General features: G+C 44.5%; 12 protein-coding genes. 8 read left to right on the top strand and 4 right to left on the bottom strand.

The window, feature by feature from the left end:
* The first annotated feature begins 25 nt into the window (after positions 1-25).
* The 7 genes from KJB35_RS16905 to KJB35_RS16875 all read left to right on the top strand — a co-directional run bounded on the left by KJB35_RS16905 (position 26) and on the right by KJB35_RS16875 (position 11,846).
* Positions 26-1,597 (top strand): ATP-binding cassette domain-containing protein, encoded by a 1,572-nt coding sequence (locus KJB35_RS16905; RefSeq protein WP_285358362.1) that lies wholly within the window; start codon positions 26-28, stop codon positions 1,595-1,597.
* A gap of 206 nt (positions 1,598-1,803) precedes the next feature.
* Positions 1,804-3,963, top strand: coding sequence for a prolyl oligopeptidase family protein (locus KJB35_RS16900; protein WP_213907587.1), 2,160 nt, complete (start codon positions 1,804-1,806; stop codon positions 3,961-3,963).
* A gap of 527 nt (positions 3,964-4,490) precedes the next feature.
* Entirely contained in the window at positions 4,491-5,282 is a 792-nt protein-coding gene (locus tag KJB35_RS16895) for a hypothetical protein (protein WP_054574444.1), read from the top strand.
* 90 nt (positions 5,283-5,372) lie between these two features.
* Entirely contained in the window at positions 5,373-6,515 is a 1,143-nt protein-coding gene (gene vmeP / locus KJB35_RS16890) for an efflux RND transporter periplasmic adaptor subunit VmeP (RefSeq protein ID WP_054574443.1), read from the top strand.
* Positions 6,516-6,525: 10 nt separating this feature from the next.
* Positions 6,526-9,672 (top strand): efflux RND transporter permease subunit VmeQ, encoded by a 3,147-nt coding sequence (gene vmeQ / locus KJB35_RS16885; RefSeq protein ID WP_054574442.1) that lies wholly within the window; start codon positions 6,526-6,528, stop codon positions 9,670-9,672.
* Positions 9,673-9,786: 114 nt separating this feature from the next.
* Positions 9,787-10,872, top strand: coding sequence for an OmpP1/FadL family transporter (locus tag KJB35_RS16880; RefSeq protein WP_054574441.1), 1,086 nt, complete (start codon positions 9,787-9,789; stop codon positions 10,870-10,872).
* 176 nt (positions 10,873-11,048) lie between these two features.
* Positions 11,049-11,846: a hypothetical protein gene (locus tag KJB35_RS16875; RefSeq protein WP_005385112.1), complete on the top strand. Its 798-nt coding sequence runs from the start codon at positions 11,049-11,051 to the stop codon at positions 11,844-11,846.
* Between the two features lie 47 nt (positions 11,847-11,893).
* Here the strand turns inward: KJB35_RS16875 and speG are convergent, their stop codons facing one another.
* Entirely contained in the window at positions 11,894-12,433 is a 540-nt protein-coding gene (gene speG, locus KJB35_RS16870; protein WP_005375417.1) for a spermidine N1-acetyltransferase, read from the bottom strand.
* Between the two features lie 246 nt (positions 12,434-12,679).
* Here speG and KJB35_RS16865 point away from each other — a divergent pair, with 246 nt between their 5' ends.
* Entirely contained in the window at positions 12,680-12,832 is a 153-nt protein-coding gene (locus KJB35_RS16865) for a hypothetical protein (protein WP_005375418.1), read from the top strand.
* Between the two features lie 111 nt (positions 12,833-12,943).
* Here KJB35_RS16865 and KJB35_RS16860 read toward each other — a convergent pair whose 3' ends face one another.
* The 3 genes from KJB35_RS16860 to KJB35_RS16850 form a co-directional block, all read right to left on the bottom strand.
* Entirely contained in the window at positions 12,944-13,993 is a 1,050-nt protein-coding gene (locus KJB35_RS16860) for a sensor domain-containing diguanylate cyclase (RefSeq protein ID WP_285358370.1), read from the bottom strand.
* Positions 13,994-14,275: 282 nt separating this feature from the next.
* The gene (locus KJB35_RS16855; RefSeq protein WP_005375420.1) at positions 14,276-15,127 is read right to left on the bottom strand and encodes a carbenicillin-hydrolyzing class A beta-lactamase CARB-42; all 852 of its coding nucleotides are present in this window, start codon (positions 15,125-15,127) and stop codon (positions 14,276-14,278) included.
* Between the two features lie 324 nt (positions 15,128-15,451).
* Positions 15,452-16,003, bottom strand: a complete 552-nt coding sequence (locus KJB35_RS16850; RefSeq protein ID WP_054574439.1) for a hypothetical protein — start codon at positions 16,001-16,003, stop codon at positions 15,452-15,454.
* Positions 16,004-16,054 lie beyond the last annotated feature (51 nt).

Here is a 16,054-nt window from a genome sequence, read left to right as displayed (position 1 = left end):
GTCCCTGTCATACAGGAGGCAAATTATGCCGGTTTTACAAGCTTTTAATGTTAGCCATCAGTTTGATAATGGCGATACGCTATTCCAGTCTACTTCTTGTTCCATGACTAAACGACGTGTTGGTTTGGTTGGGCGCAATGGCATCGGTAAGTCGCTTTTGGCTTCCATTTTGGCGGGCGAAACTCAGCCTGCCAGCGGTGTTGTGACTGCTCCCTCTTCTTTCATGATGTATCGCCAGCAGCCGTCTGATCTGCTTTCAGGTCAGCAATCGATCGCCCAGTTTCTGGGCAAAGATGCGGTCTTGCATGCTTTAAAGCAGATTGAACAAGGTGATGTTTCTGAACATTGGTTCGAACTGGTTGGCGAGCAGTGGGATATTGAATTAAAACTCAAACAGCAGCTCGCTGCGATGGGATTACCGCAAGACCCTGATTTCTCTTGTGCTCGGCTCAGTGGTGGTCAGTTGGCACGTTTGCAGTTATGGCAGTTGTTTGAAAACGAAACGGAGCTTTTGATTCTCGATGAGCCATCCAATCACCTTGATACCGAGGCGAAACAATGGCTGATAGAGTCTATGACGCATTTCAGCGGTGCGATTTTACTCATCAGTCACGATCGTGAGCTGCTGCGAGAGATGGAGGAAATTTGGGAGCTATCGGGCCTAGGTTTACAGGCTTTTGGTGGAAATTACGATGTGTACGCCGAGAAAAAACGCACTGAACTGCAAGCGATCGAGAGGCAGTTAGCGCAAGTCGATAAACAGAAAAAACGGTTAGCCGAGCAAGCCCAAAAAAATCGCGAAAAAGCAGACCAACGCGCCGCGCAAGGGAACAAACTGCGCAAAGACGGCAGTCAGCCCAAAATTTTGCTTGATGGAAAAAAGGATAGCGCGACCGCCAGCGCCTCAAATCGCAATAAGAATGAGCAACTCAGACAAACGCATTTACAAGCCAAAGAACAGGCGTTGCAATTGCGACATGAGCAACTCAAGGCGCAAAAGCTTTATCTTACAGATAATCCGAACCGTTCGCGAAAAGTGTTGTCGATACAAGAAGGTATATTACCTTTTGGGAATTCTACGCCTATCACGTTGCAGATTTTTGCGAACGACAAAGTCCATCTCAAAGGGAGAAATGGCTGCGGAAAATCAACCTTGTTAAAGACGTTGCTTGGCGAGTTATCGTTGCAGAGTGGTGAGTTGCAAGTGAATACGCCTTTGTATTATCTCGACCAACATTTTGGTGCAGTGAATCCAAATCTTTCGTTACTTGAGAACGTAATGGAGAGCTGCCAAGAGATGACGGAAAGTGAAGCGAGGACCTTATTGGCCGGGATCGGTTTTCGTCGAGATGCAGTGTTTCGGTTGGGGCGCCTACTGAGCGGTGGCGAGAAGATGAAGCTCGCGATGCTGATAGTCAGCCACCAAAATTCTCAGCCTTTGCTGCTGCTTGATGAACCAGATAACCATCTCGACCTCGAGTCAAAAATAATGCTTAGTCAGGCGTTAAACACATACAAAGGTGGATTTGTTCTGATTAGTCACGACCAAGATTTCGCTTCTGAGTCTGGGGTTTTGCGCCAAATCGAGCTGACTTAGACGAAAGAGAGTAAACGCCATCGTAGCTCTTCAGTATTGTTCCCAAGTTCTACACCGCCACTTACTAGTTTGTAGAACTGGAAGGAAATGAGGGAGTTAGGATGGCTTTCACAACTCGTTTAATGAAATTAGATTCATTTTGTCGATATATAGTAGAGTTCTGATGTATTGCACAAAAAGACAACAGAAAAATAAAAAGGAATTTCATGAAAAAGAATACCCTAGCACTCACAACGGCTCTCGTACTCGGAAGTGTGTTGTCTGTGGCGTATGCAAATGAAGCGGCGCAATCGTCGGTTGAACAGGTAACCCCGAAAACCATCACGTATCCAACCACACAAAAAGTGGATGTTGTCGATGACTACTTTGGTACAAAAGTGAGTGATCCTTATCGCTGGTTGGAAGACGATCTCAGCCCAGAAACCGCAGAATGGGTGAAGGCACAAAATGCAGTGACGTTTGATTATCTGTCGAAAATCCCTTACCGCGAGCAGATTGAAGAGCGCATCACTAAGCTCATGGACTACGAAAAGCAAAGCCAACCGTTCAAAGAGGGTAAGTTCACTTATTTTTACAAAAATGACGGGCTACAAAACCAAGATGTGCTTCATCGGCAGTTAGGTGATGGCGAAGCAGAAATTTTCCTCGATCCAAATACTTTTAGTGAAGATGGCACCACATCGTTAGCGGGAGTGAGCTTTTCACGTGATGGTTCTTTGGTTGCATACAGCATTTCGGAAGGCGGTAGCGATTGGCGCAAAGTCATTGTGTTAGACACAGAAACCAAAAAGCCCGTCGGTGAAACGCTGGTGGATATTAAGTTCAGTGGCATCAGTTGGCTCGGCAATCAAGGCTTCTATTACTCAAGTTATGACAAGCCAAAAGGGAGTGAACTTTCCGCGAAGACAGACCAACACAAGCTCTACTTTCATAAACTAGGGACGAAACAAAGTGAAGACCAATTAATTTTCGGTGGTGTAAAGGACGAAAAGTATCGCTACGTTGGGGGTTACACGTCGGAAGATGAACGCTACTTGTTTATGTCAGCCAGCGTATCGACGTCGGGTAACAAACTGTTCTTCAAAGACCTGAGTAAGCCAAATAGCCCGCTGAAAACCATTTTAGATAACACCAGTTCTGATACTTGGGTGATAGACAACCAAGGCACGAAACTGTACTTGGTTACGAACCTTAATGCGCCGAACAAACGCGTCGTGACGGTGGATGCGAGTCAGCCGCAGCCCAAAAACTGGAAAGATGTGATTCCTGAAACAAAGAACGTGTTACGTGTTTCTACCGCGGGTGGCAATTTGTTTGCGAGCTATATTGTTGATGCGATCTCGATGGTGAAGCAATACGACATGAACGGCAAACTCATCCGAGAAATCAAATTGCCTGATATTGGCAGCGCATACGGTTTCTCGGGGAAAAAAGAAGAAACCGAAGTCTACTATTCTTTCACCAACTACAAGATGCCAAGCACGACCTATCGTCTGAACATCAAAGACGGTGATAGCGAGGTGTACTACAAATCTAAAGCGCCATTTGATCCTGCTTTGTATGAATCTCGCCAGGTGTTTTACACCTCAAAAGACGGAACAAAAGTGCCGATGATCATCACCTATAAAAAAGGGACACCGATGGACGGCAGTGCACCAACCATCCTATATGGTTATGGCGGTTTCAACATTAGCCTCACGCCATCTTTTAGCCCGACACGTGCGGCTTGGTTAGAGCTTGGTGGTGTTTACGCGGTAGCGAACATTCGTGGTGGTGGGGAATATGGCAAAGAATGGCACAACGCTGGCATTCAAATGCAAAAGCAAAATGTGTTTGATGACTTTATTGCTGCGGCTGAATTCCTAATTGATGAAAAGGTAACGTCATCAAACAAGTTAGCCATTAACGGTGGATCGAATGGTGGCTTGTTAGTAGGGGCCGTTATGACGCAACGTCCAGAGCTGTTTAAAGTGGCGCTGCCAGCAGTCGGCGTACTGGATATGCTGCGTTACCATACTTTTACCGCAGGTGCTGGTTGGGCGTATGACTACGGCACGGCAGAGCAAAGTAAAGAGATGTTCCAATATCTGAAAAGTTATTCGCCGGTGCACAATGTAAAAGCAGGGGTGGAATACCCAGCAACATTGATTACAACCGGTGATCATGATGACCGTGTTGTTCCTGCTCACTCATACAAATTTGCTGCTGAGTTGCAATCGAAGCAAGCGGGTTCAAATCCGACCTTAATTCGCATCGAAACCAATGCAGGACATGGTGCAGGCACACCAACGCGTAAAATAATTGAGACAAATGCAGATATTTATAGTTTTGCACTGTTCAATATGGGAATAGAGAAACTGCAATAGTGCGAATTGTTTGCGTTTTAGTTATCGAAACGCATCGGCGCTTTATCGCTCGATAATAAAAGGGAATCACAGAGAGTGATTCCCTTTTTATTTATTATAGGCCTACTATTCTAATCTGATGCTAGGCTAATCAAACTAAGGTTTTTAAATTATTATAATGTTCTAATTAATCTGAAGAGTGTTGTACGATCGAAATGAAACATTGATCGCGATCACCTAAATCCATTGCACTCTCTATTTATATGGTAAAATTAATTAATCATTTGTTCTAATGATAATTGAATTTTCATAAGTTTTAATATTTCCTTCTTCATTGGTATTACCAAATTTCAAGTTATATAAGATATAAGTAGCGGTGATTGAACTTTTACGATGCTTTATTTTATTTTAATTAAAACGTCGAATGTTTCGTCATTATTGAATTTGCTTTGATAATTTATGTTATCCAAAGCGAGTTGTGTTGCTTGCTATTTATGATGACCTCATGACGTGAATAATTTTATAATCATTAAAATGGATACAGTTTTATGAATTTAGTGAAACCGTCTGTTGCCATTATGGTTGCAGCCCTACAACTCGCGTCTTCTGCCTATGCGCAGACAAACAATAACGAAGAACTACAAGATATGTCTGACCCACTTGCGGTATACACCCAAGCGGGCTTTGGTATTACTGATAAAGGCGCGAACATCAAAATCGGTCAAACTTACCAATCTAGCCAGCCTGGTACCATGGCGATGAACATCATTGAAATGAAAGGCATTGGTGGTGAGCTATTTGGCATTCGCGACAATGATGATCCAATATATGCCAACGTTGATGACAGCATTGACTCTTTCCGACTACGTAATTTCCAAGTAGAAGTCGCAAAAGGTCTAGGCCGTCAATTAGATGTAAACTACGACGTTGATAACGATAAATTAGATGCATCTTATAGCTTTATTCAAGGTCTACCTAAGTTTGGTATGTTGCAGTTATTTCCTTTAGCTGGTGCGGGTGTCACTATTGCTAATGATTTTAGTGGTGATGACAAAGGTTACGAAATTCCAGGTACTTTCACCGTTGTCGGTATGTACTCAAAAATTGAATTAACCGATAAAATCTGGGTTAACTACAACCCAATGTATATGCATACGTTGTCAGGGTCTAGTCAATATAAAGATACTTATTACGCGGGTGAAGATAATATCTTGACTCATGAGTTTGCGTTGTCTTATCAAATTAATCCTCGCGCAAATATTCGTTACTTTGCAAACTGGAATGAGCACGTTAATTTCGGTGATGGTGATCACCGTATCGAATTTAACTACCAATTCTAACTCCCTCGTTTATTTCCAGAATAGAAAGTGTGTTTATCCATATATTTATATATTTAGGCTAGGGCACTTTCTAAATAAAGTAGGTTTATCATGAAAGCCAAATATAAATTTGCGTTGGTATCTATTGCTATATCTTCTGCATTGCTATCAGGATGCAAAACTGGCGATATCGCAACGAAAACTGCCCAAGCACCCTCTGTTGAAACCGTTACCCTAACCGAAACAAAAATCACTCCTTATCATACTTTTATCGGTCGAACTGAAGCGGTAAATGACGTTGATATTATGCCTCGAGTCGGTGGCGAATTAACCGCTATTCATTTTAAAGATGGCGATATGGTCGAAAAAGGCCAATTGCTGTTTGAAATCGACGACCGTCCTTACAAAGCGGCACTGGCGTATGCAAAAGCGTCGTTGCAAAAAGCAAAAGCGCAACTCGTTCAAACTACGCGTGATGCAGAACGTGTGAAGAAACTCATCAAAGATAAAAGCATCAGTGAGCAGCAATACGATGACGCCATTGCCGCGCAAGCCGCAGCGATTGCTTCGGTAGAAGAGGCGAAGGCGACGCTGGTTTCAGCAAGGCTCGATCTTGAATTTAGCTCTGTGCGTGCTCCTTTCTCTGGTCGCGTGGGTTTCAGCAACTTCCGAGTGGGTGACCGTATTTCGAAAATTCAAATCGTTCCTCTTGTTTCGATCACTCAAGTAGACCCAATTCGCTTTGGCTTTGATGTGGATGAGAAGCTCTACCGCCGAGTAAGAAGTGCCATTGATGTGGCTCATCGTAACGATGACAAACTGGATGTTGATTTAACACTGACGCTTTCAGACGGTTCATTGTATCCGCTTGATGGCAAGATCTACGCCGTTGGCAATAAGATCGATTTAGAAACAGGCTCAATTCGAGCAGAAGCACAATTCGATAATCCAACTTACGCGCTTATGCCGGGTGAATATGGCAACTTGACCATCAAGCTGCGCAACAAAACCATTGATGGTTTGCTTATCCCATCGGCGGCTGTTCAACAAGACCAAGCGGGTGACTACGTCATGGTGGTTGGTGATGATCACGTGGTGTCTCGTCGTAACGTTGAACTCGGTCAGACCTACGGTGTGAAACGTGCTGTGCTGACTGGTTTGGCGGCTAACGAAAAAGTCATCGTCCATGGTCTACAAAAAGTGCGTCCGGGTGCAACGGTGAAAGACGTTGAGCTACAGAGTGAACAAGGCTGAGTGAGTACTGATGTTAAGTAAATTTTTCATTCACCGGCCGAAATTTGCTTTGGTGATCTCACTGGCGATGATATTGATGGGTATGATCGCCCTGAAAGTCTTGCCAATTTCTGAGTATCCTCAAATCTCTCCAACGGTAATTACGGTGAGCACCATGTATCCGGGTGCAAATGCGGACGTGGTTAAAAAGACCGTAGCACAACCGATAGAAGCCAAAGTCAACGGCGTTGAAGACATGATTTACATGTCTTCTGTGATTGGTAACGATGGCTCATACACATTGCGTATTTACTTCCGAGTGGGCGCAGATGGCGATATGGCGCAGGTTCGTGTGAACAACTTGGTGGCACAGGCGACGTCGTCTCTACCACAAGAAGTAAACCAAATCGGTGTGACGGTTAAGAAGAAATCTTCCGACATGCTGGGCGTTATCACACTGCGTTCTCCGAAACAGTCTCACGACAGTATCTACCTTTCTAACTACGCGGATCTCAATATTGTCGAGCGTCTAAAACGTATCGAAGGTATGAGTGACATTACGCTGCTGGGTAAGAAAGACTACTCAATGCGTATTTGGTTGAACCCAAATAAACTGGCTACCTTGAAGCTTTCTGCTAGCGATGTTATTGGCGCAATTAAAACGCAAAACATCCAAGTGGCGGCGGGTAAGATCGGTGGTATGCCAGCTCCGGGTGACCAGCAATATCAATATGTTTTGCAAACCAAAGGCCGCCTCACTTCTGCGGAAGAGTTCGAGAACATCATCATTCGTGCGAGCAAGAAAGGTTCTTTGATTCGCTTGAAAGATGTGGCTCGTGTGGAAGTTGGTGCACAAGGTTACGAAGCTGATGGTCGTATGAATAACGAACCAGCCGCCGTTCTGGCCTTGTACCAGTTACCGACCGCGAACGCGCTAGACGTGATGGAACGCGTGAAAGAGGCCATGACAGAGTACGAGAAATCGTTTCCTGGTGATTTGGTCTACGACATCGCGTATGACTCTACCGAATACGTAGAGACATCGATTGATGAAGTGTATGAGACGCTGGTGATTGCGGTACTTCTTGTCACCTTCGTTGTGTACGTTTTCTTGCAGAACTGGCGAGCGACCATCATTCCAACCTTAGCGATTCCGGTTTCCATTATTGCGACGTTCGCAATCATGGGCGTGATGGGCATGACCATTAACACGATCTCGTTGTTTGGCTTGATCCTCGCCATCGGTATCGTGGTGGACGATGCGATCATCGTGGTAGAGAACGTGGAGCGGGTTATCCATGAAGAGCATTTAGACCCGATTCCGGCCACGATCCAAGCTATGAAAGAAGTGACAGGGCCAGTATTGGCAACAACGCTTATTTTGTTGGCGGTATTTGTACCGGTTGCGCTATTGCCGGGTATTTCTGGTCGAATGTTCAACCAGTTCGCGGTCACCATCTGTGTGTCGGTGCTGATCTCTGCGATCAACGCATTAACGTTAACGCCAGCGCTTTGTGCGTTGATGTTGAAATCTACTCACTCGCAACCTATTGCGCCTTTGCGTGCGTTTAACCGAGGTTTTGAAGCAATAACGCGCAAATACCAAGGTTTAGTTGGCTTCTTGAGCCGCCGCATTGTGCTGAGTATCGGTGTTTATGGCGCGCTTATTGCGGTGCTGGCATTTGCGTTCATGACCGTACCTTCTTCTTTCGTTCCGAACGAAGATAAAGGCGTGTTCATGGTCGAAATGCGTTTGCCAGACGCAGCAGCATTGCAGCGTACTGCACCATTAATGAAGAAGTACGTTGATGAGCTAAAACAGATGGAAGGTGTGGAGAACGTGGTTTCGGTTGCGGGCTTCTCGGTAATTAACATGGCGTCGATTCCAAACTCGGGCATGTTGATCATCAAACTGGATAACTGGAGCAAACGTAAAGACCCTGAACTACACCAACGCGCATTGATGAATAAAGTTAACCAAATGCTGAACTTAACGCCAGATGCCGCTTCGTTCGTTTTCGCGACGCCGGCAATCAAAGGTATGGGTGCGGTGGATGGTTTCAACCTTGTGCTGCAGGACAACTTGGGCCGTTCTCCACAAGAGTTGGCAAAAACAACCGCTGATTTTGTTGCCCAAATCAACCAACTGCCTGAAGTGGCACGTGCGTTCTCGATTTTCCGTGCGAATATTCCGCAACGTTACATCGATATTGATCGCGATAAAGCGATTTCGATGGGCGTACCGTTGAATGAAATCTTCAGCACACTGCAAGCACAGTTGGGCGGTGCCTACATTTCTGACTTCAACTTGTTTGGTCGTTCGTACCAAGTGAAAGTGCAAGCAGAAGAGCAATACCGTGACAACATCGACGACATCAACCATCTGTTTGTTCGCTCAAGCTCTGGAAAAATGGTGTCACTGGCAACGCTAGTGAAAGTGAAGCCGATCTTCGGCCCTGATACTTTGTCGAACTACAACATGTTCAGTTCTGCAACCGTGAACGGTGCGCCAGCGCCAGGCTACAGCTCGGGTGATGTTGTAAAAGCCATTGAAAAACTGGCTGCAGAATCTTTGCCAAGTGGTTACTCGTACGAGTGGTCAGGCATGACTTACCAAGAGATGAAAGCAGGCTACATGGCACCAATCGCGTTCGCATTGTCTTTGCTGTTCACCTACTTGTTCTTGGTGGCTCAGTACGAAAGTTGGACCATTCCTGCTGCAGTAATGATGGCGGTTCCAGTCGCGATTCTCGGCGCAATGGGCACGCTACTGCTGGTGGGACAACCGTTCGATTTATACGTGCAGATTGGTGTGGTCATCTTGATCGGTATGTCCGCCAAAGTGGCGATTCTTATCGTGGAATTTGCCAAAGTTCTGCGAGAAGAAAAGGGCTTATCCATCATTGATGCTGCCAAAGAAGCTGCTCGAATCCGTTTCCGTGCAGTACAGATGACCGCATTCGCCTTCATCTGGGGGGTATTCCCGTTGGTGATTGCATCGGGTGCTGGTGCCGCATCTCGTCACTCACTGGGCTTTGCAGTGTTCGGCGGCATGATTCTCTCTACGTTTGTCGGCACGTTACTGACGCCAGTGTTCTTCGTGATGATGCAATCTCTGCGCGAGAAGTTTAAGCGAAAGAAATCCACTGAACTTGAGGTGAGCGAGCAACAACGCTGATTTCAACTTACTGACTCCACAACACCCCCACGTTGTGTGCGATTGGCCAATGCCTTTCATTGATATATAACCACCGTCGCAGCGTGGGTTTCCCAAACAATAATAGGTTTTAACATGAAAAATCTTTCAAAAATCGTCGTAGCGAGCTCTTTACTGACGTGTGCTGCTGCGCAAGCGGGTGGGTTATACCTTTACGAAACTACAGCATCGGATATTGGTTTGGCATCCGCTGGTATGGCGGCTCGTGCGCAAGATGCCTCAGTAATGGCAGCAAACCCGGCTGGTCTGGCGAATATTTCTGGTAAATCTTTCTCTGGTAACCTGATTGGCCTTTACGGTGACGCGCAATTAGACACGATGACTGGCGATGCGGGCAACGTGATTGGTTTTGTTCCTATGGCGTCGGCATTTTACAGCCAACAAGTGAACGACAAATGGACGCTGGGTATTGGTCTGTATGGCAACTACGGCCTTGGCCTCGAGTACGAAGGTCTTTTGAATAATCATTTAGATATCCCTACAGCAACGACGCAAGCCTTGACCATTCAACCTTCCGCTTCTTACCGCATCAATGATCACTGGTCTGTGGGTGCGGCGCTTGGCATTCAGTACGGTATGTATGAAGTGGAAACGAAGGGAGCCTTGAACTTCAATGACGAAGACCAAGATACTCAGCTCAACGGCCGAGTAGGTGTGCTTTATGAAGCAACACCAGGCACGCGTCTTGGTCTGTCTTACTCTTCTGAAACCGAATTTGAATTCGACAATAGTAACTCCATTGCTCCGCAACAACTGATCTTCAGTGCTTACCACGAAGTGAATGATGACCTAGCGGTGATGTGGAACGTGAACTGGCAAGACTGGAGCGAATACACAACCACGCTGAACGTAGAGACACAAGACACTTACCAAATCGCATTGGGTACTCAGTACAAACTGAATGAAAAAATGATGTGGAATGCAGGTTTTGCATTCGATACCAGCATGTATGAAAGTCAATCAAACGGTGACATTACCGTTCCTACTGGCAAGGCGTACCGCATTGGTACAGGCATTGATTACAAATTGGATTCAGAAAACTCAATTGGTTTCGCGTTTGAAGCGATCTTGATGGAATCGTCAGAAACGCCACGCTTACAAGCTGGTTTTGATGAGCCTGCTCTGTACTCCATGAGCATGAGCTACAACTGGAAAAACTAATCATTCCTAATCGCTAAAACGCCTTCCTTACAGGCCATTCTACCCTAACTACCTGCACTGGATGCTGTCACACCATCTAAGGTAGTTAGGGCGCTTCTGTCACATCCAGTGAGTGATGATTCAAAAAGTATCTGCGCAGCTAAGTACGGGTATTCAACATCTCAAAGGACTAAAAAATGAAAAATAAACTAGCGTTAGTGTGTACGACTTTGTTGGTCAGTACGCTGGCTCATGGTGCCGAGCATCGAGTAAAAGACAATAAAAACAAGTTGGCGGATGACCCAACAAAAGTCATCACGAAATTTGGCGCGTCGTACGCAAACAACTACGATTTTGATGATCAAAACATCTCATTCTCGGGCTCACTTGCGCTTGACCAAGCGCGCAAAATTAACCTGCGTATCAATGATGATGCGAGCGAGTGGCGTATTGGTGGCTCGTGGTTGTTTCCGGTCGGTATCGTGAACTTCAACTTCGGTAAAAATGAATATGTAAACGGCGCGGATCAAACCAACTACAGCGTTGGTACCTTTATGCCGCTAAGTTATTTCGGGATTGAGCCAGCAGGCTTCCAAATTTTCCCAATGGCAGGCTATACGTACAACACTGGTGATGTTCCTGTTTGTGACGGTGCAGAAAGTAGTCTCTGTAGCGAGCCTAACTTTACGGGGACGCCAAGTGCAGAGAATGGCTTCAACATGATGAGCTCTTCAGGCAGTAGCGGTTACGTTGGTGCATTTGCGCTGAAATCGTTTACCAAAGAGCTGACGTTAATCAGCTTCGCAGCAGGCACTTACGGCTCAGAAAACAGTGAAGGAGAGAACTACAAAGGCTTCTTTGGTGGTATTGGTCTTGGTTACCTCGTGAGCAAACGCCACTCTTTTAACGTAATGACGTTTGTCATGGACAACAACACCTATTTGGATGAAGCAGACAAGCGCATCGTGTTATCATATCAATATCAATTTGAATAAATAAAAACGCAGCCCAAATAGCTGCGTTTTTACTTTGATAGAATGAACTAGTGAATTGAGTTGTTTTCTTCGATCTTTTTCTGGTACTGGTGTTTTAATATATACATGCGCTTAACATCGCTGTAAGCGCCGTTAATAAAGTATTCTTCTACAAGGTGACCTTCTTCGATAAAGCCGCACTTTTTGTATAAGTGAATAGCGACTTCGTTATCCACTGCGACTAATAAGTAGATTTTACGTAGATTAAGAATTGAGAATGAGTAATCTAACGCACGATTAATCATCTCTGTCGCATAACCTCGGCCTTGATGCTCTGGGGCGATGATTATCTGAAATTCCGCGCTGCGGTGAATGTAGTTAATCTCGATCAGCTCAACTAAGCCAATTACGATGCCGTCTTCATCTTCGACGACAAAACGCCTTTCAGCGTCATCATGTATATGTTTTCGATAAAGTTCTTCGAGCTCGTCATAAGACTCGTAAGGTTCTTCGAACCAGTAGGCCATGATATTTCGGTTGTTATTCAGTTCATGAATAAAGCGCAAATCAGAACGCTCTAATGCACGCATTTTTAGGCCTTTCTTCATCATTTTTCTCCAATGAGGGCGGAGAATACCTCCGCACTTGATGCTAGAAAATATTACCGTATTTCACAAGAATCGCGCATCTTTTTTTGGAAAATATCCTGTGATTTTCAATGTGGAAACTTAGAGTTCACGACAAATATAAATTAATCTTTACGATAAAAAACTCGATTAGGTGCTTTGCCTAATATCGTATTAAATACCGCGCAACGACTTAGTGTCTTAATCTAAACAAACAAGGTATTCAATATGTTTTCAATCGGTGACGTAGTAGTAGCGACTAAAGGTATCGATCTTGGCGAAATGGTTGTTACAGGTTTAAGCAGTGGCGGTTTTTACACACATGTAAAAGCAGGCGAAAAAACACTAACTTACCCAGCTAAAGATCTTAAGAAAGCATAATTAAATTTGCTCATTCTTATTTTTAACTGGCTTAAAGTTCGTACTAGTTATTTTAAGCAGGTTAGAATCGATAAAAGGTAGCGCAATGAGTCGCTACCTTTTTTATTTTTTCTACCTTTCTTCACCAATATGAAACTCAACGCGATTTCTTCCGGTTTCCTTTGCCTTGTAAAGTGCTAAGTCTGCGCGTTTAACAAGTGGTTCAAATGAGTCGTCGAGACGACAGACTTGAGTTACCCCAATACTCGCGGTGAAGCTCATATCACAACCTGAATGTTGAACGGTCGTCGTTTCTAGTGCATTACGAATTGTTTCTAATGTGTCTAGAGCTTGCTGTGATGAGCGACTTCTTAATACCATGGCAAACTCTTCACCACCAACTCTGGCAAGTAAGTCACAATCAAGTAGATGACTTTTAATAGTATTAACTGCATGGATCAGTGATTTATCGCCTGCGTCATGACCAAATCGGTCATTGAGGCTTTTAAAATTGTCGAGATCTAAAATAGCAACATGGAAGTCAATGCCCTGGGTTCGGTATTCATTTAGGCGGCTTTCGATTTGTCGCATGAACTCTCTGCGGTTTGGAATACCTGTTAGATCATCCGTCGTGGCGAGGTGCTCCATTTTCATGATCTGTATATGAAGGGCAATGTTTAAAGCAATCCAATTAGCGATGCACTGAAGCTGTGCCGCTTGTTCGTTTGTGTAAATGTGCGTTTGATGATGCGCAACATTAAGCGTTCCTAGGCAGACTTTACCGTGTATTAAAGGCGCGTCCATACACGTACCCATACCATTGGATGCGAGCATCACACAATCGATCTCATCAGATTGAGTAACATCGTCGCAGATCATCAGTTGTTGCTTTTTGAACACTCGGCCAACAAACGCTTGATGAATGGGCACTAAAAATTCAGCGGGAATCGCTTTACTACCAGAGAAAGAGTAGACCTTTAAATTATCATTGTTTTCATAAAGTGTGATACTCGCACGGTCAGAATTAAATATGCGATTTATCCATTCTGCCACCGTATCAAGTACTTGCTGTAGTGTTTCCGATTGAGCTAAAAAGTGAACAAACCCTATCGGCATACATATCGGACTTTCCATGTTTTGCATCGATAAGTCATCAGGGTTAAAAGTTCTTTCAAGTCTCAATAGACATCTCCTTGGCAATGTTGCAAATACCAACAATAAATTACGTGAAGCTATTTTGTAGAAAATGTGCTTCTTGGTAAGAGTATGGTTCAATTATCGCCGTTTGTGTGCATTTGGTTGCTTAATGTGGGCGTTAACTCACCCTAAATAAGTAAATCTTATACCTATTTATAAGTAAGTCATTACTCAATAAGTGGTGTTTTTAAGATGGAAGTACAGAATGAGCCCTTCTGGAAGAGAAGGGCTAGAAAAGGATACAAATAGGGTCAGGTGAGTGGTGACTTAATTGTCTTTGTACTTTTGTAAAATCAACTGACTTATCTGCGCAACGAGTTGGTCCCTAGCTTGAAGTGAGAGCTCAGTTTCTGTGACATAAATACTAATGTAAACAGGTCGATGATTTTCCTTCCATATAATCGCGTTAATGCCACGCGAACCATGACCTCCCGCACCAGAACGGTCTGCAATAGACCAACCTGTTGGTAATACAGAACGCATTAACGAGTCTGAAACTTTGTTGTCCTGCATCCAGATTTTTAATTGTACACGAGACTCATAAGACAACGTTTCGCCTTCGACCAAAGTTCGAAGAGTGTTTAGTATGGCGTTAGGTGTAGTTGTGTCGCGGCTGTCGCCTGGTGTGGCTTCGTTCAAGCGAGGTTCTATTCTGTCTAGGCGCGTTGCTTTATCTCCAATTGTTCGCAGAAACATTGTTACGGCCTTAGGGCCGCCAATTTCATTTAATACTAAGTTGGCTGCGGTATTATCACTCATTAACATAGCGGCTTCACACGCGTGCTCTATGCGTGTGTTTTGGCCTGCGAGCTTATCCATCACTGGAGACCATACAACGATACTGCGCTCATCGACTTTTGCGGTCGCATTTTTACTTAGCTTACCGCTGTCCATATCACTTAACATTTTGGCACAAGCTAGGGTTTTGAATGTGCTCATGAGTGGGAAGCGTTCATCGCCACGGTAATCCCAACGCTCGTCTGCTTGGGTATCCCAAACTGACACCCCAATTCTGCTTGAGGTTTGTTGCTCGAGGAGAGAAATGTCCTCATTCAGTTGGGACGCGTAACTTAGGGTTGAGCAAACCATTAGCCCAGCCAACAAAAATAACTTTTTCATGGATCGTGTTCTTCAATTTTAGTTTTAGTTCGCACGGTAGCGATGTCACGTAAACTATAACGAGCCAATACTCTAAACACTGTTAAATCTATGTCTATTTTATGTAGGATTCTTTGCAATACGCTTAAACGGTCTCAATATGGGGAGAAGAGTGTTGCTATCAAGGCCTGTAGTTTGGCTTATATATTACGTCGGTGATTCGGTCACAAAAATATCTTAGCGTGAGACACTGGCTCAGAATTTCTTATCATGAGCTAACGAATAGTTTGATCCAGAAATAAAAGGAGCTGAATCATCAGCTCCTTTGTCTAGTTGGATAATTACTTACAGTTCAATCTTTTTAACCATGCCCGATTCTGCATGGCCTGGAATGTTGCACGCGAACTCAACCTTGTTGTCACCGTGGAAGTGCCACAGTAATTGCTTCGCTTTACCCGGTTCTACCGTCACAGAGTTGCCCGAGTCGTGCATGTGATCACCGCTCATTGTCTTCATCATTTCGCGATGTTCTAGCTGCTCTTTAGCCGAACCAATCGTAAACTCGTGGTTGATCTTGCCGGTGTTCATGACTACAAACTGCACCACATCGTTTGGCTCAATCTTGACGTCTTTCTTGAACTTGATGGTCATGTCATCACCCAAGATTACGTGTACCACCTTGTCTGGCTTTGCCCCTTTCGCTGGCATACCTACTGCCGACATGCCCGGCATATCCATCATGTTTGAATGGTCCATTTTACTGTGGTCCATCTTCATGCTGCCGTGGTCCATGTTTTCATGCTTCATGTTGCCATGGTCCATGTTTGAATGATCCATTTGGGCAAACGCAGTCGTTGTTGTTAGGGCTAGAGCAAGAGTGATTAGTGTCTTTTTCATTTTTATATCCTTGTTTTAATTCATTAATAACTTGGTTGCTTCCCCTCAAAC

The sequence above is a fragment of the Vibrio sp. D431a genome (assembly GCF_030248655.1).
Lineage (GTDB): Bacteria > Pseudomonadota > Gammaproteobacteria > Enterobacterales > Vibrionaceae > Vibrio > Vibrio alginolyticus.
The sequence above is the reverse complement of the archived record's forward strand: the minus strand, read 5'-3'. Positions and strand labels throughout refer to the sequence as shown.

What these genes read in the sequence shown, in the direction of transcription:
- KJB35_RS16905 (WP_285358362.1), top strand. Translation starts at nt 26, where the DNA reads ATGCCGGTTTTACAAGCTTTTAATGTTAGCCATCAGTTTGATAATGGC.
- KJB35_RS16900 (WP_213907587.1), top strand. Translation starts at nt 1,804, where the DNA reads ATGAAAAAGAATACCCTAGCACTCACAACGGCTCTCGTACTCGGAAGT.
- KJB35_RS16895 (WP_054574444.1), top strand. Translation starts at nt 4,491, where the DNA reads ATGAATTTAGTGAAACCGTCTGTTGCCATTATGGTTGCAGCCCTACAA.
- vmeP (WP_054574443.1), top strand. Translation starts at nt 5,373, where the DNA reads ATGAAAGCCAAATATAAATTTGCGTTGGTATCTATTGCTATATCTTCT.
- vmeQ (WP_054574442.1), top strand. Translation starts at nt 6,526, where the DNA reads ATGTTAAGTAAATTTTTCATTCACCGGCCGAAATTTGCTTTGGTGATC.
- KJB35_RS16880 (WP_054574441.1), top strand. Translation starts at nt 9,787, where the DNA reads ATGAAAAATCTTTCAAAAATCGTCGTAGCGAGCTCTTTACTGACGTGT.
- KJB35_RS16875 (WP_005385112.1), top strand. Translation starts at nt 11,049, where the DNA reads ATGAAAAATAAACTAGCGTTAGTGTGTACGACTTTGTTGGTCAGTACG.
- speG (WP_005375417.1), bottom strand. Translation starts at nt 12,433, where the DNA reads ATGAAGAAAGGCCTAAAAATGCGTGCATTAGAGCGTTCTGATTTGCGC.
- KJB35_RS16865 (WP_005375418.1), top strand. Translation starts at nt 12,680, where the DNA reads ATGTTTTCAATCGGTGACGTAGTAGTAGCGACTAAAGGTATCGATCTT.
- KJB35_RS16855 (WP_005375420.1), bottom strand. Translation starts at nt 15,127, where the DNA reads ATGAAAAAGTTATTTTTGTTGGCTGGGCTAATGGTTTGCTCAACCCTA.
- KJB35_RS16850 (WP_054574439.1), bottom strand. Translation starts at nt 16,003, where the DNA reads ATGAAAAAGACACTAATCACTCTTGCTCTAGCCCTAACAACAACGACT.